21 protein-coding genes are annotated in these 19,036 nt (G+C 66.0%); 5 read left to right on the forward strand and 16 right to left on the reverse strand.

Annotation, left to right across the window (positions count from 1 at the left end; genetic code table 11):
* Window positions 1-55: 55 nt before the first annotated feature.
* The 5 genes from ggt to rsmD form a co-directional block, all read right to left on the reverse strand.
* Window positions 56-1,783 (reverse strand): gamma-glutamyltransferase, encoded by a 1,728-nt coding sequence (gene ggt / locus ICJ04_RS11280; RefSeq protein ID WP_188324350.1) that lies wholly within the window; start codon window positions 1,781-1,783, stop codon window positions 56-58.
* A complete protein-coding gene (locus ICJ04_RS11285; RefSeq protein WP_042612382.1) occupies window positions 1,780-2,061 on the reverse strand; it encodes a YfhL family 4Fe-4S dicluster ferredoxin in 282 nt (93 codons plus the stop codon). The genes ggt and ICJ04_RS11285 overlap by 4 nt, the downstream gene beginning before the upstream one ends.
* 153 nt (window positions 2,062-2,214) lie before the next feature.
* Window positions 2,215-2,709, reverse strand: coding sequence for a hypothetical protein (locus ICJ04_RS11290; protein ID WP_188324351.1), 495 nt, complete (start codon window positions 2,707-2,709; stop codon window positions 2,215-2,217).
* Between the two features lie 82 nt (window positions 2,710-2,791).
* Complete coding sequence (coaD, locus tag ICJ04_RS11295) at window positions 2,792-3,301, reverse strand: pantetheine-phosphate adenylyltransferase (RefSeq protein ID WP_188324352.1); 510 nt, start codon at window positions 3,299-3,301, stop codon at window positions 2,792-2,794.
* Between the two features lie 26 nt (window positions 3,302-3,327).
* Window positions 3,328-3,906 (reverse strand): 16S rRNA (guanine(966)-N(2))-methyltransferase RsmD, encoded by a 579-nt coding sequence (gene rsmD, locus ICJ04_RS11300; RefSeq protein WP_188324353.1) that lies wholly within the window; start codon window positions 3,904-3,906, stop codon window positions 3,328-3,330.
* 727 nt (window positions 3,907-4,633) lie between these two features.
* On the opposite strand from rsmD, the gene htpG reads away from it, so the two are divergent.
* The 4 genes from htpG (at window position 4,634) to ICJ04_RS11320 (ending at window position 9,758) form a co-directional block, all read left to right on the forward strand.
* Entirely contained in the window at window positions 4,634-6,541 is a 1,908-nt protein-coding gene (gene htpG / locus ICJ04_RS11305; protein WP_188324354.1) for a molecular chaperone HtpG, read from the forward strand.
* Window positions 6,542-6,816: 275 nt separating this feature from the next.
* The gene (ftsY, locus tag ICJ04_RS11310) at window positions 6,817-8,220 is read left to right on the forward strand and encodes a signal recognition particle-docking protein FtsY (protein ID WP_188324355.1); all 1,404 of its coding nucleotides are present in this window, start codon (window positions 6,817-6,819) and stop codon (window positions 8,218-8,220) included.
* A gap of 31 nt (window positions 8,221-8,251) precedes the next feature.
* Window positions 8,252-9,313: an A/G-specific adenine glycosylase gene (gene mutY / locus ICJ04_RS11315; RefSeq protein ID WP_188327306.1), complete on the forward strand. Its 1,062-nt coding sequence runs from the start codon at window positions 8,252-8,254 to the stop codon at window positions 9,311-9,313.
* A 175-nt stretch (window positions 9,314-9,488) separates the two neighbouring features.
* Window positions 9,489-9,758: an oxidative damage protection protein gene (locus ICJ04_RS11320; protein WP_188324356.1), complete on the forward strand. Its 270-nt coding sequence runs from the start codon at window positions 9,489-9,491 to the stop codon at window positions 9,756-9,758.
* A 6-nt stretch (window positions 9,759-9,764) separates the two neighbouring features.
* Here ICJ04_RS11320 and ICJ04_RS11325 read toward each other — a convergent pair whose 3' ends face one another.
* From ICJ04_RS11325 to ICJ04_RS18535, 10 genes are all read right to left on the reverse strand, one after another.
* Entirely contained in the window at window positions 9,765-10,205 is a 441-nt protein-coding gene (locus tag ICJ04_RS11325; protein WP_188324357.1) for a DUF6491 family protein, read from the reverse strand.
* A 166-nt stretch (window positions 10,206-10,371) separates the two neighbouring features.
* Window positions 10,372-11,085 (reverse strand): lipoprotein-releasing ABC transporter ATP-binding protein LolD, encoded by a 714-nt coding sequence (gene lolD / locus ICJ04_RS11330; RefSeq protein WP_188324358.1) that lies wholly within the window; start codon window positions 11,083-11,085, stop codon window positions 10,372-10,374.
* Window positions 11,078-12,319 carry a lipoprotein-releasing ABC transporter permease subunit gene (locus ICJ04_RS11335; protein WP_188324359.1) on the reverse strand — a complete coding sequence of 414 codons (1,242 nt, stop codon included), beginning with the start codon at window positions 12,317-12,319 and terminating at the stop codon, window positions 11,078-11,080. The genes lolD and ICJ04_RS11335 overlap by 8 nt, the downstream gene beginning before the upstream one ends.
* Window positions 12,320-12,354: 35 nt before the next feature.
* Window positions 12,355-12,717, reverse strand: coding sequence for a hypothetical protein (locus ICJ04_RS11340; RefSeq protein WP_223202864.1), 363 nt, complete (start codon window positions 12,715-12,717; stop codon window positions 12,355-12,357).
* A 25-nt stretch (window positions 12,718-12,742) separates the two neighbouring features.
* Window positions 12,743-12,991, reverse strand: a complete 249-nt coding sequence (locus ICJ04_RS11345) for a succinate dehydrogenase assembly factor 2 (RefSeq protein ID WP_188324360.1) — start codon at window positions 12,989-12,991, stop codon at window positions 12,743-12,745.
* A gap of 69 nt (window positions 12,992-13,060) precedes the next feature.
* Window positions 13,061-13,846, reverse strand: coding sequence for a succinate dehydrogenase iron-sulfur subunit (locus ICJ04_RS11350; RefSeq protein WP_188324361.1), 786 nt, complete (start codon window positions 13,844-13,846; stop codon window positions 13,061-13,063).
* 69 nt (window positions 13,847-13,915) lie between these two features.
* Entirely contained in the window at window positions 13,916-15,706 is a 1,791-nt protein-coding gene (gene sdhA, locus ICJ04_RS11355; protein WP_188324362.1) for a succinate dehydrogenase flavoprotein subunit, read from the reverse strand.
* 31 nt (window positions 15,707-15,737) lie between these two features.
* Window positions 15,738-16,124, reverse strand: a complete 387-nt coding sequence (gene sdhD, locus ICJ04_RS11360) for a succinate dehydrogenase, hydrophobic membrane anchor protein (RefSeq protein WP_188324363.1) — start codon at window positions 16,122-16,124, stop codon at window positions 15,738-15,740.
* Window positions 16,121-16,516: a succinate dehydrogenase, cytochrome b556 subunit gene (sdhC, locus tag ICJ04_RS11365; RefSeq protein ID WP_188324364.1), complete on the reverse strand. Its 396-nt coding sequence runs from the start codon at window positions 16,514-16,516 to the stop codon at window positions 16,121-16,123. Before sdhC ends, sdhD begins: the two co-directional genes overlap by 4 nt.
* 58 nt (window positions 16,517-16,574) lie before the next feature.
* Window positions 16,575-16,748 carry a DUF1674 domain-containing protein gene (locus tag ICJ04_RS18535; RefSeq protein WP_223202865.1) on the reverse strand — a complete coding sequence of 58 codons (174 nt, stop codon included), beginning with the start codon at window positions 16,746-16,748 and terminating at the stop codon, window positions 16,575-16,577.
* 39 nt (window positions 16,749-16,787) lie between these two features.
* Here ICJ04_RS18535 and ICJ04_RS11370 point away from each other — a divergent pair, with 39 nt between their 5' ends.
* Window positions 16,788-17,648, forward strand: a complete 861-nt coding sequence (locus ICJ04_RS11370; protein WP_223202866.1) for a folate-binding protein — start codon at window positions 16,788-16,790, stop codon at window positions 17,646-17,648.
* 156 nt (window positions 17,649-17,804) lie between these two features.
* On the opposite strand, the gene ugpC is transcribed toward ICJ04_RS11370, so the two are convergent.
* Window positions 17,805-18,893, reverse strand: coding sequence for a sn-glycerol-3-phosphate ABC transporter ATP-binding protein UgpC (ugpC, locus tag ICJ04_RS11375; RefSeq protein WP_188324366.1), 1,089 nt, complete (start codon window positions 18,891-18,893; stop codon window positions 17,805-17,807).
* Between the last annotated feature and the right edge of the window lie 143 nt (window positions 18,894-19,036).

Genomic DNA, 19,036 nt, shown 5'->3' on the forward strand with positions numbered 1-19,036 from the left:
AATCGCTAGCCGGGGCGGTCACGCCGAGTGTGGCGCGGCGCTACCGCTGAACCATTTACTTCACCTGCGCGCTGCCGACCGGATTGCGCGGGTCGCTGCCGCCGTACAACGTATTGCTGCGGCGATCCCATTCCACCGTCTGCAGGTTGCCCCACACGTGGCTGGATCCGCGACCGCCAGCGGCGCTGTCGCCCGGCAGGTCGATCTTGTGGCCCATGGCCTGCAGCTGCTTGATGGTGCCGGCATCGAACGCATCGGTTTCCGCTTCGATCGCATCCGGCAACCACTGGTGGTGATAACGCGGCAACGCGGCAACCTGCTGCGCGGTCAGGCCCTGGTCGTAGCCGAGGATGCCCAGCAGCACCATGGTGATGATGCGGCTGCCACCCGGAGTGCCCAGCACCACCACCTTGTCGTCGCTTTCCATGAAGGTCGGCGTCATTGAGCTCAGCATGCGCTTGCCGGCCTTCGGCGCATTCGCCGCGTAACCCATCACGCCGAAGGCGTTGGGGGTACCGGGCTTGAGCGCGAAGTCATCCATTTCGTTGTTCAGCAGTACGCCGGTGCCCTTCGGAATCAAACCGGAGCCGTACAGCAGGTTCACCGTCTGCGTTGCACCCACGCGGTTGCCGTCGCGGTCGATGATCGAGAAGTGCGTGGTCTCGTCATCTTCCAGCGGCGTCGGATTGCCCGACAGCAGATCGCTGGGCGTGGCCTTTTCCGGATGGATGGTCGCGCGCAGCCCCTGCGCGTAATCCTTGCTGGTCAGCACTTTCTGCGGGATGTCGACGAAATCCGGATCACCAAGGAAGAAGGTGCGATCGCGGTATGCGCGGCGCATGGCCTCCACCACCAGGTGGGCGCGGTGCGCCTCATCCATCGATTTGATGTCCCAGCCCTCGAGGATCTGCAGCATGCTGGCCAACGCAATGCCACCGGAAGACGGCGGCGGCGCGGTGGTGATCTTCCAGCCGTTGTAATCGAACACGATCGGCTCGCGCACCTTCACCGTGTAGCCGGACAGCTCGTCGGCCGTCCAGCGGCCACCGGCCTGCTTGACCCCGGCCAGCAGCAGCTTGCCGGTCTGTCCGCGGTAGAACCCATCGAATCCGCCGTCCGCCAGACGCTGCAGCGTGCGTGCCAGTTCCGGCTGCTGGAAGATGTCGCCTTCGGCAATCGGCTTGCCGTTGCGCAGGTAGACCTCGCGCGTACCGGCATAACGTTCCATCACTTCACGGCGCGACTGGTAGCCCTTGGCCATCCGCGCGTACACGGGGAAGCCTTCGGTGGCGATGCGGATCGCCGGCTGCAGCGAGGTCTTCAGCGGCAGCTTGCCGTGCTTGGAGGACAGCTCGACCAGTGCCGCAGGCAGGCCTGGGATACCGGCCGACCAGGCACCGTTGACCGAACGGTCGCGATCCAGATTGCCGTCCTTGTCCAGGAACGCCGCTTCGGTGGCGGCCGCCGGTGCGGTCTCGCGTGCGTCCAGCATCAGGTCCTTGCCCGAGGCGGCATCGTGCAGCAGGAAGAAGCCGCCACCGCCCAGCCCGGAGCTGATCGGTTCGACCACCGCCAAGGTGGAGGACACCGCGACGGCCGCATCGAAGGCATTGCCCCCCTGCGCCAGGATGTCCATGCCGGCCTGCGTGGCCAACTGATGGCCACTGGCGATCGCCACGCCATCGGGATGGGCGGCACGGGTGGGGCCAGTGGATTGCGCCCACGCCAGCGGCGCAGACAGCAGCAGGCCCAGCAGCAACAAGGGGCGCAGGATCGGGTTCATTCGGATGGGGGCTCCGCGTAGAGTTCAGGGTGATCGTGCTGCAGGCCGCGCAGTTTGGCCATCAGCTGGTCGTGCGTTTCGACGATGTCCGGGTCCGGGTCGATGCATTCCACCGGACAGACGACCACGCACTGGGCTTCGTCGAAATGGCCCACGCACTCGGTACAGCGTGCAGGGTCGATCACGTAGATGGTTTCACCCATCGAAATGGCCTGGTTGGGGCAGGCCGGCTCGCAGACGTCACAGTTGACGCAGAGCTCATTGATTTTCAGCGACACGGCGATGGACTCCTCGCCCGCGCAGCGCGGACTGCCTGGCAAGGCAGACCGCTGGACTGGCACCGGCCGGCGCGGGCGCGCTGGCCGGTCAGTGGCACCCCGTCGGGGGCACCTACGGCCACGCCGCAGGGCGTGGCCGCTACCGCACGGGTATTACTTGGCTTCGACGAACACGTACTCGGCACCGGTCGGCTGGACGACAGCCTGCACGCGGGCATTGTCCGCAGCGTCACCGATGAACAGCACGCGCACGTTCTTCATGGAATCCGGCGACACGTCCTTGAACACGACCTGGATCATGTCGGCCATCTTGGCCGAGGCCGACGAACCGAAGGCCAGCATGTTGCCCGGCTGCACGCCACGGGCGACGGCCTGGGTGGCGCTCTCGGTCTGGCGCTCGAACTTGGCGGCGAACTCCGGATCCGATTCCGGTGCGAGGTAGTACAGGAACGGGCTGTTGGTCACGGTGCCCATGTTCTGCACGGCCACGGTCTGCAGGTACTTCTTCCAGCCGGCATCGTCGTCCTTGGCCGGAGCGACCAGCGCCTGCTGGGCGTCGGCGGCCGGAGCCGGGGCTTCTTCCTTCTTGCAGGCGGTGAAGGCCAGGGCAAGCGAGGCCAGCAGCATGGCGCGCATGGTGGTGTTCATGGGTGATCTCCCGTGGTGATTCTGTGGATTGCAGTGGATACGTAAGGATGCCGGCGGCGCTGGTGCGCCACGGGCGGGTGGTTCAGGCCTGCGCTGCCTTAGCTTCGCGGGCCCTGCGCAGCGCATCGAGCACCGACGCCGGCACGAAGCCGGACACGTCGCCACCCAGGCGTGCGATTTCGCGCACCAGCGACGAGGAGATGAAGCTGTGCTGCTCGGCCGGTGTCAGGAACAGGGTTTCGACTTCCGGGATCAGGTGGCGGTTCATGCTGGCCATCTGGAACTCGTACTCGAAATCGGAGACCGCGCGCAGCCCGCGCAGCAGGATGCCGCCCTGCACCGAACGCACGAAGTGCGCCAGCAGGGTATCAAAGCCGATCACTTCCACGTTGTCGTGGTGCGACAGCGCGCCGCGGGCCAACTGCACGCGCAGCTCCAGCGGCAGCGTCGGGCCCTTGGACGGGCTCTGCGCCACGCCGACCACTACTTTTTCGAACAGCGGAGCGGCCCGGTTCACCAGGTCGATGTGACCATTGGTGATGGGGTCGAAGGTGCCCGGGTAGACAGCGATGCGACGATTGGCGACGGTCATGTGCGGTCGTAAACGTTCAGATTTGGTCAAAGTGTAGCAGTGGCGCGCCGATACAGCGCAAAGCGCACCTCGCGGGTGCCTCCTTCGCGGTGCAGCAGCCACTCCGCCGGCAAGCGCGGGGCCTGGCCTTCGGGTGACTCCACGTACAGCCAGGCGTCGGCGGCCAGGTGTCGCGGCAGCTGGGCCAGCGTGCTTTCCCACAGCCCGGCTGCGAACGGCGGATCGACGAAGGCGATGTCGGCCTGTGCCGGCGGCGCGCTCTGCAGCCAGCGCAGCGCATCGCCCTGAACCACCTGCACGCGCGACTCGGCCTTGAGCTTGGCCACCACCGCCGTCAGGTTCGCCGCCAGCTGCGGATCACGCTCGATCAGCGTGGCGTGCGCCGCACCGCGTGACACGGCCTCCAGCCCGAGTGCGCCGCTGCCGGCGAAGACATCGAGCACCCGCGCCCCGCCCAGCCGGGGCATCAGCCAGTTGAACAGGGTTTCGCGCACCCGGTCGCTGCTGGGGCGCAGGCCTGGCAGGGGGGGCACCGGCAGCCGTGTGTTGCGCCACTGGCCGCCGATGATGCGGACCTGGCCCTCGTTGCCACCGCGGCCGCTCATGGCGCGCTACCGGGATTGACCCGCCTACGGGTCTGTTTCATGGAATTCAGCATGTTTCGATTGTAGCGGCAGCAGCGAACGGCTGAGCCCTTCGTGGTGGGTCGCGGACAGCGGTGTCCTGGGAGTGGGCCGGGCGGGAGGGGTTGGTGGGGGACGGCAAAAACCGCATCCATGCGGGCCTCGTTTCGCGCCATCCCTGGCGCTCAACGCCCCCACCAACCCCTCCCGCCCGGCCCTGACAGTCCGTGCGCGCGTCCCGCCACGTAAAAAGAAAAAGAAAAAGCGGTAGCGCCGACCCATGGTCGGCGAGCGCAGCGGGCCGTGGGCGGAAACATTCCGCCGAGCACGGCTCGGCGCTACCGCAGGCCCCGTTGACGCGTCGGGCGGAGGGAGCCCCTGAGTCAGGGGCGGCCGCGAAGCGGCGGGGTGTGGGTGCTGGTGAGACGGGGCCCGCGGTTTGCGAAGCAAAGCGTGGGAGCGGCAGCGCGAATGCGATGACGTGGACCCCGCCAAGGATGGCGCGAAACGAGGCCCGCATGGATGCGGTTTTTGCCGTCCCCCACCAACCCCTCCCGCCCGGCCCACTCCCAGGACACCGCTTCCATCGACCCACCACGAGGGGCTCAGCCGTTCGCCCGACGCCGAGGGCCTTGATAACGGGACAATCACCCTCACCCCTTGCGCAGGCCGCACACGCTGACGCGGCACTGACACGGAGCCCCATGCGATGACTGAAACCACACAGACCGAGACCCTTGGCTTCCAGACCGAGGTCAAACAGCTGCTGCAGCTGATGATTCACTCGCTGTACTCGAACAAGGAAATCTTCCTGCGCGAGCTGGTGTCCAATGCCGCCGACGCAGCCGACAAGCTGCGCTTCGAAGCGCTGACCCAGCCGGCCCTGCTGGACGGTGACAACGAGCTGCGCGTGCGCGTCAGCTTCGATGCCGCCGCGCACACGGTGACCATCGAAGACAACGGCATCGGCATGAGCCGCGACGAAGCCATCGCCCACCTGGGTACGATCGCCAAATCAGGTACCGGCGACTTCCTGCGCCAGCTCTCCGGCGACCAGAAGAAGGACTCGCAGCTGATCGGCCAGTTCGGCGTCGGCTTCTACAGCGCCTTCATCGTGGCCGACCAGGTGGATGTGTACTCGCGTCGCGCCGGTGCGTCGGCCGCCGAAGGCGTGCGCTGGTCCTCGCGCGGCGAAGGCGAGTTCGATATCGCGCAGGTGGAAAAAGCCGAGCGCGGTACCCGCATCGTGCTGCACCTGAAGGAGGGCGAGCAGGACTTCGCCGATGGCTGGCGCCTGCGCGGCATCCTGAAAAAGTACTCCGACCATATCGGCCTGCCGATCCAGATGCCGAAGGAACAGCCGGCCGCCGAAGGCGACGATGCGGCGCCGGCGCTGGAATGGGAAACCGTCAACCGCGCCAGTGCGCTGTGGACGCGTCCGCGCACCGAGATCACCGACGCGGAATACACCGAGTTCTACAAGCACGTTGCCCACGATCACGGCGATCCGCTCGCGTGGAGCCACAACAAGGTCGAAGGCAAGCTGGAGTACACCTCGCTGCTGTACGTGCCGGGCCGCGCACCGTTCGACCTGTACCACCGTGAGGCCCCCAAGGGCCTGAAGCTGTACGTGCAGCGTGTGTTCGTGATGGACCAGGCCGAGCAGTTCCTGCCGCTGTACCTGCGCTTCATCAAGGGCGTGGTGGATTCCAACGACCTCTCGCTGAATGTGTCGCGCGAAATCCTGCAGTCCGGGCCGGTCATCGATTCGATGAAGTCCGCGCTGACCAAGCGCTCGCTGGACATGCTGGAGAAGCTGTCCAAGGACAAGCCGGAGCAGTTCGCGACGTTCTGGAAGGAATTCGGCCAGGTGCTGAAGGAAGGCCCCGCCGAAGACTTCAACAACCGCGAGAAGATCGCCGGCCTGCTGCGTTTCGCCTCGACCCGTGGCGATGGCGATGCGCAGACGGTGTCGCTGGCCGATTATCTCGGTCGCGTGGCGGAAGGACAGGACAAGATCTACTACCTGACGGGCGAGAGCTACACCCAGGTGCGCAACAGCCCGCATCTGGAAGTGTTCCGCAAGAAGGGCATTGAAGTCCTGCTGCTGACCGACCGCATCGACGAGTGGCTGATGGGCTACCTGACCGAGTTCGACAGCAAGCGTTTCGTTGACATCGCACGGGGCGACCTGGACCTGGGCGCGCTGGAAAGCGAGGAAGACAAGCAGGCACAGGAATCGGCAGCCAAGGACAAGCAGGCCCTTGTCGAGCGCCTGAAGACCGCGCTGGGGGATGACGTCGCCGAGGTCAGGGTGTCGCACCGGCTGACCGACTCGCCCGCCGTGCTGGCGATCGGCGAGCAGGACCTGGGCCTGCAGATGCGGCAGATCCTGGAAGCCAGCGGGCAGAAGGTGCCGGAGAGCAAGCCGGTGCTGGAGATCAATCCGGGCCACCCGCTGATTGCCAAGCTGGACGCGGAAGCAGACGGCGAGCGCTTCGACGACCTGGGCCGGGTACTGTTCGACCAGGCCGCGCTGGCCGCCGGTGACAGCCTGAAAGATCCGGGCGCCTATGTGGCTCGTTTGAACAAGCTGCTGCTGGAGCTGTCGGCGTAAAGGCCGTTCGTGATGCAGTAGCGTGAGGACGATCGGTCGTCACGCTGCTGCGGCTGCCCGGTCCGGCTCTGGTCGGCTGCTCGGTCTGGCTCTTGGTAGAGCCGACTTCAGTCGGCTGCTCGATCCACGTCAGCCGACTAAAGTCGGCTCTACCAAGCTGCTCGGTCTACGCCAGCCGACTGAAGTCGGCTCTACCAGGTTGCTTCCCTTCCTCCACGCAGGCCCTACCGGGGCCGGTGGTACCCTGTCCCCTGATTCAAAGCCGCTGCCCGCCAATGCTTAGTTTTTTCCGTCGTAAAAAGACCCAGGATGCGCCGCAGGCCGACGCGCCCAAGACCCATCACTACACGGCTGAAGAGCTGGCGGCTGCCTTCCCATCGGCACGCCCGGCCGAGGAAATCCCTGCCCCGCCCGTAGCGCTCGAGGCGCCAGTGGTGAGCGAGCCGCCGCAGGCGCCCAGCGCGCCGTCACCGGTGGTGGCTGCACCGGCACCCGTTGTCCCGACACCGCCCGTGGTCAGTGTGCCCGCACGGGTTGCACCTGCGCCGCCCGTGGTCGCGGCGCCGGCGCCCGTTACCCCTGCGCCTGCGCCCCCCGCAGCGCAACCCACCGCCGAGCGCGCGCCTGAAGATTTCGTGGCCGAGGCGCTTGCCGCCGCCGCTGTACTGGCGCCGATCGCGCCGGTTACGCCTGCCATGGAACCGGCCGCCCCGGCCGCCGACCTGCCCGTGCTGGTGGATGCGGAGCCTGCACCTGCCGGTAAGAGCGGTTGGCGCGAAAGACTGCGTAACAGCACGTTCGCCCGCAGCTTTGGTGGGTTGTTCTCACGCAACCCCAAGCTCGACGATGACCTGCTGGATGAAATCGAGACCGCGCTGATCACCGCCGATGTCGGCGTCACCGCGACCACCACGCTGGTCGAAAGCCTGCGCCGACGCATGAAGTCACGCGAGTTCGCCGATGCGCAGGCGCTGCTGAAAGCACTGCGCGCCGACCTGATCAACATCCTGGTGCCGGTGGCCAAGCCGCTGGTCATCGACCGCAGTGCCAAGCCCTTCGTCGTGCTCACCGTGGGCGTCAACGGCGTCGGCAAGACCACCACCATCGGCAAGCTGGCCAAGCGCTTCAAAGACGAAGGCCACAGCCTGATGCTGGCCGCCGGCGACACCTTCCGTGCCGCTGCGGTTGCGCAGTTGCAGTCGTGGGGCGACCGCAATGGCGTCACCGTGATCGCGCAAGGCCAGAATGCCGATGCCGCTTCGGTTGCATTCGATGCACTGCAGGCCGGCAAGGCGCGCGGCACCTCGGTGCTGATCGCCGATACCGCCGGCCGCCTGCACACCCAGTCCGGGCTGATGAACGAGCTGGGCAAGATCCGTCGCGTACTGGGCAAGATCGATCCCGGCGCACCGCATGAAGTGCTGATGGTGATCGACGGCACGACGGGCCAGAACGCGCTGTCGCAGCTGCGCCAGTTCAACGCCGCAGTGAATGTCACCGGCCTGGTCGTGACCAAGCTGGATGGAACGGCCAAGGGCGGCGTGGTGTTCGCGCTGGCGCAGGAATTCGGCATTCCGATCCGCTTCGCCGGTATTGGTGAGCGTCCGGAAGACCTGCGCGTGTTCGACCCGGAAGCCTTCGTCGACGCGCTGCTGCCTGAAGCGCTGGGCAGTGCCTGAGGCCGCCACCGTCGTCGCGGCCGCGCCTCCGCTGGCGTCGGTCGCCGGCGGCGGCGATCCGTTCGTCGCCCACTTGCTGCACTGGTTCGATGGCCACGGCCGCCATGACCTGCCTTGGCAGCATCCGCGAACGCCCTACCGGGTGTGGCTGTCGGAAATCATGCTGCAGCAGACCCAGGTCGCGACGGTCATCCCGTACTTCCTGAAATTCCTGCATCACTTCCCCACCCTGCCCGACCTTGCCGCCGCCGAGAACGATGCGGTAATGGCGCAGTGGGCCGGGCTGGGGTATTACGCCCGTGCGCGCAACCTGCATGCGGCTGCCAAGCGCTGCGTGGCCGACCACGGTGGCGAACTGCCGCGCGATCTCGATGCGCTGCACGCCTTGCCGGGCATCGGCCGCAGCACCGCCGGGGCAATCCTCAGCCAAGCGTGGAAGGAGCCTTTCGCGATCCTGGATGGCAACGTCAAGCGGGTACTGACCCGCTACCACGGCATCGAGGGGTTTCCTGGGCTGCCGGCGGTGGAACGGCCGCTGTGGACGTTGGCCGAGGCCCATGTCGCGCAGGTGCCGGCGGGCCGGATGGCCGATTACACGCAGGCACAGATGGACCTGGGCGCTACGTTGTGTACGCGCAGCAGGCCGAGCTGTGTGATCTGCCCGCTGCAGGAGCGCTGCGTAGCCCGCCGCGAAGGCCGCACCGCGGAATTGCCCACGGCGAAGCCGAGCAAGGTACTACCCGAGCGCGAGGCCGTGGCGGTGCTGCTGCAGGATGGCCAGGGCCGCACGCTGCTGCAGAAGCGCCCGGAAACGGGCATCTGGGCGTCGCTGTGGACCCTGCCGCAGGCGGACACGGGGCTGGCGATGCAGGACTGGTTCGATGCGCACGTGGACGGCGCGCTGGAAGATGCGCAGGCGTTGCCGCTGCTGCAGCACACCTTCAGTCATTACCGGCTGCAGCTGCAGGTGTTGCGCGCGCGGGTGAGCGGGCTGAAGGTGGACGATCCGATGCTGCGCTGGGTGGCGGCCGAAGACATGCCAGCGCTGGGCCTGCCCGCCCCGATCCGCAAGCTGCTGGAAGCGGTGTTGTGATGTGGATCGGTGGTGCTGGACGTGGCGATGTTCGTGATGCGGCTCGGTCGCGGCGAACGTGGCGATGTTCGGTAGAGCCGACTTCAGTCGGCTGATGCTATCCGCAGCCGACTAAAGTCGGCTCTACCGGTCGGCTCTTGCGGCCGTCCTTCCCTTTTTTTGAGAGTATCTGCCCATGTCCCGCACTATTTTCTGTCAGTACCAGCAAGCCGATGCCGAGGGGCTGGACTTCGTTCCCTACCCCGGTGAGTTGGGTCAGCGCATTTTCGCCCATATCGGCAAGCCGGCGTGGAGCGCGTGGCTGGCGCACCAGACGATGCTGATCAATGAAAACCGGCTGTCGCCGCGTGATCCGAAACACCGCGCCTTCCTGGAAGAGGAACTGGTGAAGTACCTGTTCGCGGGCAATGCGGAAAAGCCGCCGGGTTTCGTGCCCGAGGCCTGAGTTGGCTCAAGGTTCGCGTTCCTGGGTGGCGGCCTGGCGCAGGTCCTGCTCGGCCACGCGCAGCGCCTTGATGTCCAATGGGCGGATGCGGGCGATGAAGCACGGCATCTGCGGGCCCGGGCCGGGGCCGCCTACGAGCACCTTGTCGAAGCGGGCGGCCACCCGCCCGACGCGGCTGGTGAGGCCGATCGCCTGCGCATACGGAAGGTCAGGGCACGGGCCTGACAGCTCCAACAGGTACGCCTCGCCGGGACGTGTCCACACGGCCAGTGCGCTGTCGCCCAGTTCCTGCCAGCCACTCAGGCTGGAGGTAAACGGCATGTCGTTCTGTGGCGCACCGGCGTGGGCGCGGTACAGCTGCACCTTCTGTTCAGTGGTCAACCGGCCACTGGTGGCACAGGCCGCAAGACAGAGGCACAACACAGTGGCGGTGATCAGGCGCTTCATGGCGGATATCCCGGGGATTCACGGCCGATGATGCAACCGCGACCGTGAACGCGGTAGTGACGGCCGCTGGCCGTCAATCCGGGACCGCTGCAGTGGAACGCCAGCGTCCGTCACTAACCCGGTGCAAGTTTGACGGCCAGCGGCCGTCACTACCGGGTCGCCGACGTTAGACGTCGGCGTGCGCCAGCGCGTGCAGCTTGCCTTCGCGCAGCTCCAGCACGCGGTCCAGTTTGCGCGCCAGGCTGCGGTCGTGGGTGACCAGCACCAGCGAGGTATGCCGCGCGCGATTCAGTTCCAGCATCAGCTCGAATACGGTGCCTGCGGTGCGGTCGTCCAGGTTGCCGGTGGGCTCATCGCCAAGCACGCAGGCGGGCTGGTTGACCAGTGCACGCGCCACGGCCGCACGCTGGCGTTCGCCACCGGACAGCTCGCCCGGCTTGTGCTGCAGGCGGTGACCCAGGCCTACCGACTCCAGCAGCGCCTTTGCGCGGTCATTGGCCGCCGCCACCTCGCCGCCGCCCAGCAGCACCGGCATCATCACGTTTTCCAACGCGGTGAACTCCGGCAGCAGGTGGTGGAACTGATACACGAAGCCCAATGCCCGGTTACGCAACACCCCGCGCTCGCCATCGGACAGCTTGGACATCTGCTGACCCGCGACGAACACTTCACCGGCACTCGGCGTATCCAGCCCGCCCAGCAGGTGCAGCAGCGTGCTCTTGCCGGCGCCGGATGCACCGATGATGGCCACGGTTTCGCCGGCCGTCACGTGCAGATCCAGGCCGTTGAACACCGGGGTATGCATCTTGCCTTCCGCGTAGGTCTTGCCCAACGCTTCGGCGCGGATGACTTCCTGGCCGGGAGAGAAAACCTCATTCATAACGCAGCGCCTCCGCGGGCTGGGTGCGGGCGGCGCGCCACGCCGGATACAGGGTGGCAAGGAAACTCATCGCCAGCGCGACCACCGTGATCACCACGATGTCGGCGGGCTGCATGTCGGTCGGCAGGCCGGTGATGTAGTAGACGTCTTCCGGCAACAGCTTGACGTTGAACACCGCCTCGATGGCACCCAGGATGCGTTCCAGGTTGAGGGTCAGGGTGATGCCGCCGATCACGCCGGCCACCGTGCCGATGATGCCGATCAGCGAGCCCTGCACCATGAAGACGCCCATCACCCCGCGCGGGGTCAGCCCCAGCGTGCGCAGAATGGCGATGTCGGCCTGTTTGTCGGTCACCAGCATCACCTGCGAGGACACCAGGTTGAAGGCGCCCATCGCGATGATCAGCGACAGCAGGATCCCCATCACCACTTTTTCCATCCGCAGCGAGTGGTACAGGTTCGCATTCTGCTGGGTCCAGTCGCTGACCCGATAGCCGCCGCCAAGGCGCTGCGCAAGGTCGACGCCGACGTTGAGCGCCTGGTCCATGTCATGCAGCTTCAGCCGCACGCCCGTGGCCCCATCGATGCGCAACACGCGCTCCAGGTCCTTTATGTTGGCGAACGCCACGCCCCGATCGATCTCGTTGTAACCGGCTTCGAAGATGCCGCTGACGGTGAAGCGCTTCATCCGCGGAATCGCGCCCATCGGCGTGCCCTGCACTTCGGCCAGCGTCGCCACCACCTGGTCACCGACGCCAACACCCAGCCAGATCGCCAGCTCCTGGCCGAGGATCATGTTGTAGCTGCCCGGCGTCAGGCTGTCGAAACGGCCCTTCTTCATTTTATCGGCGACAACGGAAACCTTGGGCTCCATCGCCGGATCCACGCCCTGCACCAGCGCGCCCTGCACGCGGGGGCCGCTGATCATCGCCTGGATCTCGATATACGGCGCGGCACCGGCCACGCGCGGATCTTTGTAGGACAGATCCACCGCGCGCTGCCAGTCGCTCATCGGCTCGCCATCGCGGGTGATGGTGGTGTGCGCGGACATCTGCAGCAGGCGGTCACGGATTTCCTTCTGGAAGCCGCTCATCACCGCCAGCGTGGTGATCAGCACCGTGACACCCAGCGCAATGCCGAGGATCGATGCCATCGAAATGAAAGAGATGAAGCCGTTGCGGCGCTTGGCTCGCAGGTAGCGCAGGCCGATGGCCACGGGGATGGGTTTGAACATGCAGGTGCGCCGGTAGATTCAGCGTATGGTGCCACCTACGGCGGCTTACGGGAAACCTGTCGTGCACGGACGGCTAGACGCAGTTCACGTCGCTGCCCGCGCGACAGCACGTCCGGCCAGAACAACAGGCTGCCGCCGCTGCCCGGTCCCTGCCAGCGCAGCTGCAGCCACGGCCCGCGTACCTGCAGGGTCGGCACGTCGAGTTCCACGCCATCCAGCAGCAACGGACGGGGCAGCTCCTGCAGCCACAGCAGACGACGCGGGCAGCGCATCGCGGACCAGATCAGCCCCACGCCCACCAGCCAGCACAGCAGGATCACCGGTGATTGCGCGCGTGCGGATATCCCGCTGGCAGCGACCAGCCAAGGCGCAGCAAGCGCGACCAGGGCCTCGGCCACCAGGCGCACGCGCGAAGGTCGCCACTCAAGCCTTGAGGGCGCGGATCCGGTCGAGCATCGGGACGGCGTGTGCATGCGGGCAGGCCTCGTAGCCCATGAACCACCGCCACAACTTATCGTCCTCGCAGTCCAGCAGGAACAGGAAAACCTCGCGGTCCGCTGCCGGTGCAGTGGGCCACTCGCGCTCCAGGTAGCGTTCGAACAGCTGGTCCAGCTCGCGCATGCCGCGGCGGCAGCGCCAGCGCAGCTTCTTCACCAGGGTGGCTTCGTCCATCAGGGTTCCCGGATAGCGCAACGCCGAGCATGGCTCGGCGCTGCAGGGTGCATCAGTGTGGCAGGCAGATCAGGCGCGACGCGCCATCATCAGCTTCTTGATCTCGGCAATCGCCAACGCCGGGTTCAAGCCCTTCGGGCAGGTCCGTGCGCAGTTCATGATGGTGTGGCAGCGATACAGCTTGAACGGATCTTCCAGATCGTCCAGGCGGGCACCGGTGTCTTCATCGCGCGAATCCACGATCCAGCGGTAGGCCTGCAACAGCACGGCCGGCCCCAGGTAACGCTCGCCGTTCCACCAGTAGCTCGGGCAGCTGGTGGAGCAGCACGCGCACAGGATGCACTCATACAGACCGTCCAGCTTCTTGCGGTCTTCCGGCGACTGCAGGCGCTCGCGGTCCGGCGGTGCCGGCGTCTGCGTGCGGATCCACGGCTTGATCGACGCGTACTGCGCATAGAAATGCGTCAGGTCCGGCACCAGGTCCTTGACCACGCTCATGTGCGGCAGCGGGTAGATCGGCACTTCGGCCTTGCCGCAATCGGCAATGGCGCGGGTGCAGGCCAGCGTATTGGTGCCGTCGATGTTCATCGCGCACGAACCGCAGATGCCCTCGCGGCACGAACGACGGAAGGTCAGGGTCGGATCGATCTCGTTCTTGATCTTGATCAGCGCGTCCAGGACCATCGGTCCGCACGCGTCCAGGTCGATCTCGTAGGTATCGGTACGCGGGTTGCTGTCGTCGTCCGGACTCCAGCGGTAGACCTTGAAGGTACGCACGTTCTTCGCGCCGCCGGTAGCGGGGAAGTGCTTGCCCTTCGTGATCTTTGAATTCTTTGGCAGGGAAAACTCGGCCATGGCTGCTCTCGTTGGCTCAGGCGGCCCGCGCCCTCAAGGCGCGGATTGCATGGTAGGCGGGGGTCGCGATCAGTACACGCGCGGCTTCGGCGGCACCACGTCAACCTCATCGGTCAGCGTGTACATGTGCACCGGACGGTAATCGAAGCTGCACTTGCCCTGGTCGTCGACCTTGACCAGCGTGTGCTTGTGCCAGTTAACGTCGTCGCGATCCGGGAAGTCTTCGTGCGCATGTGCGCCGCGGCTTTCCTTGCGCTGCTCGGCCGAGTTGATGGTCGCCACGGCATTGAGCAGCAGGTTGTTCAGCTCGTAGGTTTCGATCAGGTCCGAGTTCCAGACCAGCGAACGATCGGTGACCTTGACGTCCTGGAACGAGTTGAAGATACCTGCCATCTTCTCGCAGCCTTCCTTCAGCGTCTGGCTGGTGCGGAACACGGCCGCATCGGCCTGCATGGTGCGCTGCATGTTGTCGCGGATCACCGACGTCGGCGTATCGCCCTTTGCATAACGCAGCTTGTCCAGCAGCCCCAATGCCTTGTCGCAGGCATCGGCCGGCAGCGGCTTGTGCGATGCACCCGGCTTGATCGTTTCGGCACAGCGGTTTGCCACCGCACGGCCGAACACCACCAGATCCAGCAGCGAGTTCGACCCCAGGCGGTTGGCACCGTGGACCGATACGCAGGCCGCTTCGCCGATCGCATACAGGCCCGGGATGACTGCATCCGGGTTGTCGCCATCGATGCGCACCACTTCACCGTGGAAGTTCGTCGGAATGCCGCCCATGTTGTAGTGCACGGTCGGGATGACCGGGATCGGCTGCGTGTGCACGTCGACGCCGGCAAAGATGCGCGCGCTTTCGGCGATACCCGGCAGCTTGTCATCGATCACGCCCGGGCCGAGGTGGGTCAGGTCGAGCAGGATGTGATCCTTGTGCTCGCCGACGCCGCGGCCTTCGCGGATTTCCACGGTCATCGAACGCGCGACCACGTCGCGCGATGCCAGATCCTTGTAGTGCGGTGCGTAGCGCTCCATGAAGCGCTCGCCGCTGCTGTTGCGCAGGATGCCACCTTCGCCGCGCACGCCCTCGGTGATCAGGCAGCCCGCGCCGTAGATGCCGGTCGGGTGGAACTGCACGAATTCCATGTCCTGCATCGCGATGCCGGCACGCATGGCCAGGCCGCCGCCATCACCGGTGCAGGTGTGGGCGGAGGTCGCGCTGAAGTAGGCACGGCCATAGCCGCCGGTAGCCAGCACCACGCCCTGGGCGCGGAACAGGTGCAGCGAGCCCTCGGCCATGTCGATGGCCAGCACGCCGCGGCAGGTGCCGTCTTCGTCGAAGATCAGGTCCAGCGCGAAGTACTCGATCATGAAGCGTGCATCGTGCTTCAGCGACTGCTGGTACAGGGTGTGCAGCATGGCGTGGCCGGTACGGTCGGCCGCCGCGCAGGTACGCTGCGCCGCCGGGCCTTCGCCGTACTTGGTGGTCATGCCGCCGAAAGGGCGCTGGTAGATCTTGCCCTCTTCGGTACGGCTGAACGGCACGCCGTAGTGCTCCAGCTCGATGATCGCCGGGATCGCTTCGCGGCACATGTACTCGATCGCGTCCTGGTCACCCAGCCAATCCGAGCCCTTGATCGTGTCGTAGAAGTGGTAACGCCAGTCGTCCTCGCCCATGTTGCCGAGCGCGGCGGAGATGCCACCCTGCGCGGCGACGGTGTGCGAACGGGTCGGGAAGACCTTGGTCAGGCACACGGTCTGCAGGCCCTTGGCAGCCAGCCCGAACGTGGCGCGCAGGCCGGCACCGCCGGCGCCCACCACGACCATGTCGTACTTGTGTTCGGTGATCTTGTAAGCGGACATCTAATCTGGATTCCTGTCTTGGTGCCTGGACTCAGGCAGCGCCGAGGGCAATGCGGACGACAGCGAATATGCTGACGATCGCGCCGAGCACGGCGATGAACTTCACCAGGGTCTGCAGCGCAAGCGCCACCAGCGAGTTGTGGATGTAGTCTTCCAGCACGATCTGCAGGCCAAGCTGGGCGTGCCAGAACATGGCCACCAGGAAGCCGACCACCAGCACCGCATTCCACGGCTTGGCGATGGCCGCCGACGCGGTCACGTAATCAGCGCCGACCAGACTCAGCACGAACACCAGGAACCAGATCGACAGCGCGACCAGCGCGGTGGCGGTCAGGCGCTGGTGGACGAAGTGTTCGGTACCGGTCTTGGCCGCGCCAAGGCCACGCACGTTCTTCAGCGGGGTGCGGTAACGGCTCATGCGGCACCTCCGGAAAGCACGACGTAGGCCCAGATCGCGGCGGTGATGACCAGCGATGCGAACACCGAAAGCCAGCTGCTGCGGACGAAGGCGGGGATGCTGAAGCCGATCGCGAAGTCCTGCACGATATGGCGCAGGCCATTGCACAGGTGGTAGGCGAAGGCCCAGGTCCAGGCAAACAGGAACAGCTTGCCGTACCAGGCGCCTGCGTGGTCGGTGAAGCAGGTCCAGGAGGCGGGGCCCATCATCAGGGCGAGCAGTCCGCCGGCAATGATCAAGGCTCCAACAGACAGAAAGATGCCGGTCGCTCGATGCAGAATCGAGGTGGCCATCTGGATCTGCCAGCGATACACCTGGAGGTGCGGGGAAAGGGGGCGTTCTCGGGTCGCCATTCGCTGGGCTCGTTGTCTCGGCTGGGCGGCACAGCTGCCGCGTTGGCTCAATGCTGGATCAAAAATCGATGCAGCGTCCGTTTTTCTCCCAATCACCGTACCGCACCGGATCAAGTCCGCCGCGGCCACCGTATTCCTTCTGCTCAGCAGGCATGCTTTCGGGCGCGGGCGCCTTCGGGTCCAGCGGAGCTTCAGATTCAGCGTCGGGAGTGGGGGTTGTTTGGCCTATCATCAGGATTCTCGCAACGCACAAATTCTAGACCTCACGCACGTGCCTGACAACCTTTCCCCTGATATCGATGCATATCGCCCACTGGCAGACCGCCAGTTGCTGGCGATTTCCGGCCCCGACGCGGCGGTGTTCGCGCAGGCGCAATTCTCCAGCGACGTGGTCGCCCTCGCCGATGGCCACTGGCAGTGGAGCGCGTGGTTGACGGCCAAAGGCCGCACGATCGCGGTGTTTCAGCTCATTCGGATCACTTCCGATGATCTGCTGCTGATCTTCGCCGACGGCGACGCAGATGAGATTGCGTCGCAGTTGCAGCGTTTTGTGTTCCGTCGGAAAGTGAAAATCGGTCTGCGCGATGATCTTCAGCTGCAGGCCGCGTTCACTGCCCCGAAAACTGCTTCTGGCGCAGTTCTGGCCGGATCGCTGGCTGGATTCCTAGAATTGGACGTGGGTAGCGGGGACCTGCCGAGGACGATGCGCATTGCCGCCGACGCGCCCAACCAGGTGGACGCCGGATTCACCGCGACGTGGCGCCAGGCGGACCTTCGCTTCGGTGTACCGCGACTGGACGCAAGCCAGCGCGAACAGTGGACACCGCAGCAACTCGGCCTGGATCGACTGAACGGCTACAGCGTCAAGAAGGGCTGCTACCCGGGTCAGGAGATCGTGGCGCGCACGCATTTCCTTGGCAAGGCGAAGCGCGCGCTGCAGCTGTTGCAGCTTGCGGCCGGCGCCGCCCCCGGTGTGGCCGTGGAACAGAACGGCAGCACCTTGGGCACCGTAGCCTGCGTGGCCGGTGAGCTGGCGCTGGCGGTGTTGCCGCTGGAAGCCAGTGACGCCCCGCTGAGCGTAGCCGGCCAGCCCGCGCAGCGCCTCCCGCTGCTGGAAGGCCTGGCGCGGTAGAGCCGAAGGTGGCGCCGAGGGGAGCCGACGCCGGTGCCCACTGGTAGAGCCGACTTCAGTCGGCTGCCTTTCACGTGATGGCCGGTGGTCTCGTCCAACCCCACGCGCAGCCGACTAAAGTCGGCTCTACTCGTCAGCCCTACCCGTCGACTGCCTTCAGGCGGTCAGGCGCTCGCCGGTTTCCGGGTCGAAGAAGTGCAGCGCGCCGGGTTGTACCGCCACCTGCAGGGTTTCGCCCACGGCGGGCAGCGAACGCGGTGCGACGCGCATGGTCAGGGCGTGGTTGCCGCTGACCATGTTGACGAAGATCTCGTTGCCCACCGGCTCGATACCCTCGATGCGGGCGTCGAACGCCCACTCTGCATTGCCGTCGGCCGGCTGCAGATGCTCGGGCCGCACGCCGACGGCCACCGGCTTGTCCAGCCAGCGCGGATCGATCGTGGCCTGGCCCAGCGGCGCTTTCCATGCCCCGTCGATCACTGCCACGCCCGCCGCGGTCGCCTGCAGCGTGCCGCGCAGGACATTCATCGCCGGACTGCCGAGGAAGCCGGCCACGAACAGGTTCGCCGGTCGGTCATACAGCGCCATCGGCGTGTCGATCTGCTGGATCACGCCGTCCTTCAGCACCACGATGCGCTGGCCGAGGGTCATCGCCTCGACCTGATCGTGGGTGACGTAGATCATCGTGGTCCCCAGCTTGCGGTGCAGCTGCGCGATTTCCGTGCGCACGCTGTGGCGCAGCTTGGCGTCCAGGTTGGACAGCGGCTCATCGAGCAGGAACACCGCCGGCTCACGCACCAGGGCGCGACCCAGCGCGACGCGCTGGCGCTGGCCGCCGGACATCGCCTTGGGCAGCTTGTCCATCATGTCGGTCAAGCCAAGGGTCTGCGCCGCTTCGCTGATGCGCTTGTCGATGGTCGCCTTGTCGTGGCCGCGCAGCTTCAGGCCGAAGGCCAGGTTCTCGGCGACGGTCATGTGCGGATACAGCGCGTAGCTCTGGAACACCATCGCGATGTCGCGGTCTTTCGGCGCCACGTCGTTGACCACGCGGTCGCCGATGGTCAGCGTGCCGCCACTGATCTCTTCCAGCCCGGCGATCATCCGCAGCAGGGTCGACTTGCCGCAGCCCGAGGGGCCCACGAGCACCATCAACTCACCGTCAGCCACCTCAAAGGTGGCTTCCTTCACCGCGACCTGGCCGTTGTCGTAGACCTTGCGCACACCCTGCAACTGTACTTTTGCCATATCACTCTTCCAGTCCGCCCGTTGCCTGGGCATTGCATGTGGACTGCCTTCGGCCCTCCCGATGGCAGTGTTTTTGCCTCAGTGCCGCATGACGGCACCAATGCAATCGAATACAGTTGCACATTCTGCCATGTAAACGTTTT

The sequence above is a fragment of the Stenotrophomonas sp. 169 genome, from assembly GCF_014621775.1.
In the GTDB taxonomy this organism is placed as follows: Bacteria; Pseudomonadota; Gammaproteobacteria; order Xanthomonadales; family Xanthomonadaceae; genus Stenotrophomonas.

What these genes read in the sequence shown, in the direction of transcription:
- htpG (WP_188324354.1), top strand. Translation starts at nt 4,634, where the DNA reads ATGACTGAAACCACACAGACCGAGACCCTTGGCTTCCAGACCGAGGTC.
- ugpC (WP_188324366.1), bottom strand. Translation starts at nt 18,893, where the DNA reads ATGGCAAAAGTACAGTTGCAGGGTGTGCGCAAGGTCTACGACAACGGC.
- coaD (WP_188324352.1), bottom strand. Translation starts at nt 3,301, where the DNA reads ATGACCGTCGCCAATCGTCGCATCGCTGTCTACCCGGGCACCTTCGAC.
- ICJ04_RS11335 (WP_188324359.1), bottom strand. Translation starts at nt 12,319, where the DNA reads ATGTTCAAACCCATCCCCGTGGCCATCGGCCTGCGCTACCTGCGAGCC.
- ICJ04_RS11325 (WP_188324357.1), bottom strand. Translation starts at nt 10,205, where the DNA reads ATGAAGCGCCTGATCACCGCCACTGTGTTGTGCCTCTGTCTTGCGGCC.
- rsmD (WP_188324353.1), bottom strand. Translation starts at nt 3,906, where the DNA reads ATGAGCGGCCGCGGTGGCAACGAGGGCCAGGTCCGCATCATCGGCGGC.
- ggt (WP_188324350.1), bottom strand. Translation starts at nt 1,783, where the DNA reads ATGAACCCGATCCTGCGCCCCTTGTTGCTGCTGGGCCTGCTGCTGTCT.
- ICJ04_RS11350 (WP_188324361.1), bottom strand. Translation starts at nt 13,846, where the DNA reads ATGGCCGAGTTTTCCCTGCCAAAGAATTCAAAGATCACGAAGGGCAAG.
- lolD (WP_188324358.1), bottom strand. Translation starts at nt 11,085, where the DNA reads ATGAATGAGGTTTTCTCTCCCGGCCAGGAAGTCATCCGCGCCGAAGCG.
- sdhA (WP_188324362.1), bottom strand. Translation starts at nt 15,706, where the DNA reads ATGTCCGCTTACAAGATCACCGAACACAAGTACGACATGGTCGTGGTG.
- ftsY (WP_188324355.1), top strand. Translation starts at nt 6,817, where the DNA reads ATGCTTAGTTTTTTCCGTCGTAAAAAGACCCAGGATGCGCCGCAGGCC.
- sdhC (WP_188324364.1), bottom strand. Translation starts at nt 16,516, where the DNA reads ATGGCGACCCGAGAACGCCCCCTTTCCCCGCACCTCCAGGTGTATCGC.
- ICJ04_RS11320 (WP_188324356.1), top strand. Translation starts at nt 9,489, where the DNA reads ATGTCCCGCACTATTTTCTGTCAGTACCAGCAAGCCGATGCCGAGGGG.
- ICJ04_RS11290 (WP_188324351.1), bottom strand. Translation starts at nt 2,709, where the DNA reads ATGAACACCACCATGCGCGCCATGCTGCTGGCCTCGCTTGCCCTGGCC.
- ICJ04_RS11345 (WP_188324360.1), bottom strand. Translation starts at nt 12,991, where the DNA reads ATGGACGAAGCCACCCTGGTGAAGAAGCTGCGCTGGCGCTGCCGCCGC.
- ICJ04_RS18535 (WP_223202865.1), bottom strand. Translation starts at nt 16,748, where the DNA reads ATGATAGGCCAAACAACCCCCACTCCCGACGCTGAATCTGAAGCTCCG.
- sdhD (WP_188324363.1), bottom strand. Translation starts at nt 16,124, where the DNA reads ATGAGCCGTTACCGCACCCCGCTGAAGAACGTGCGTGGCCTTGGCGCG.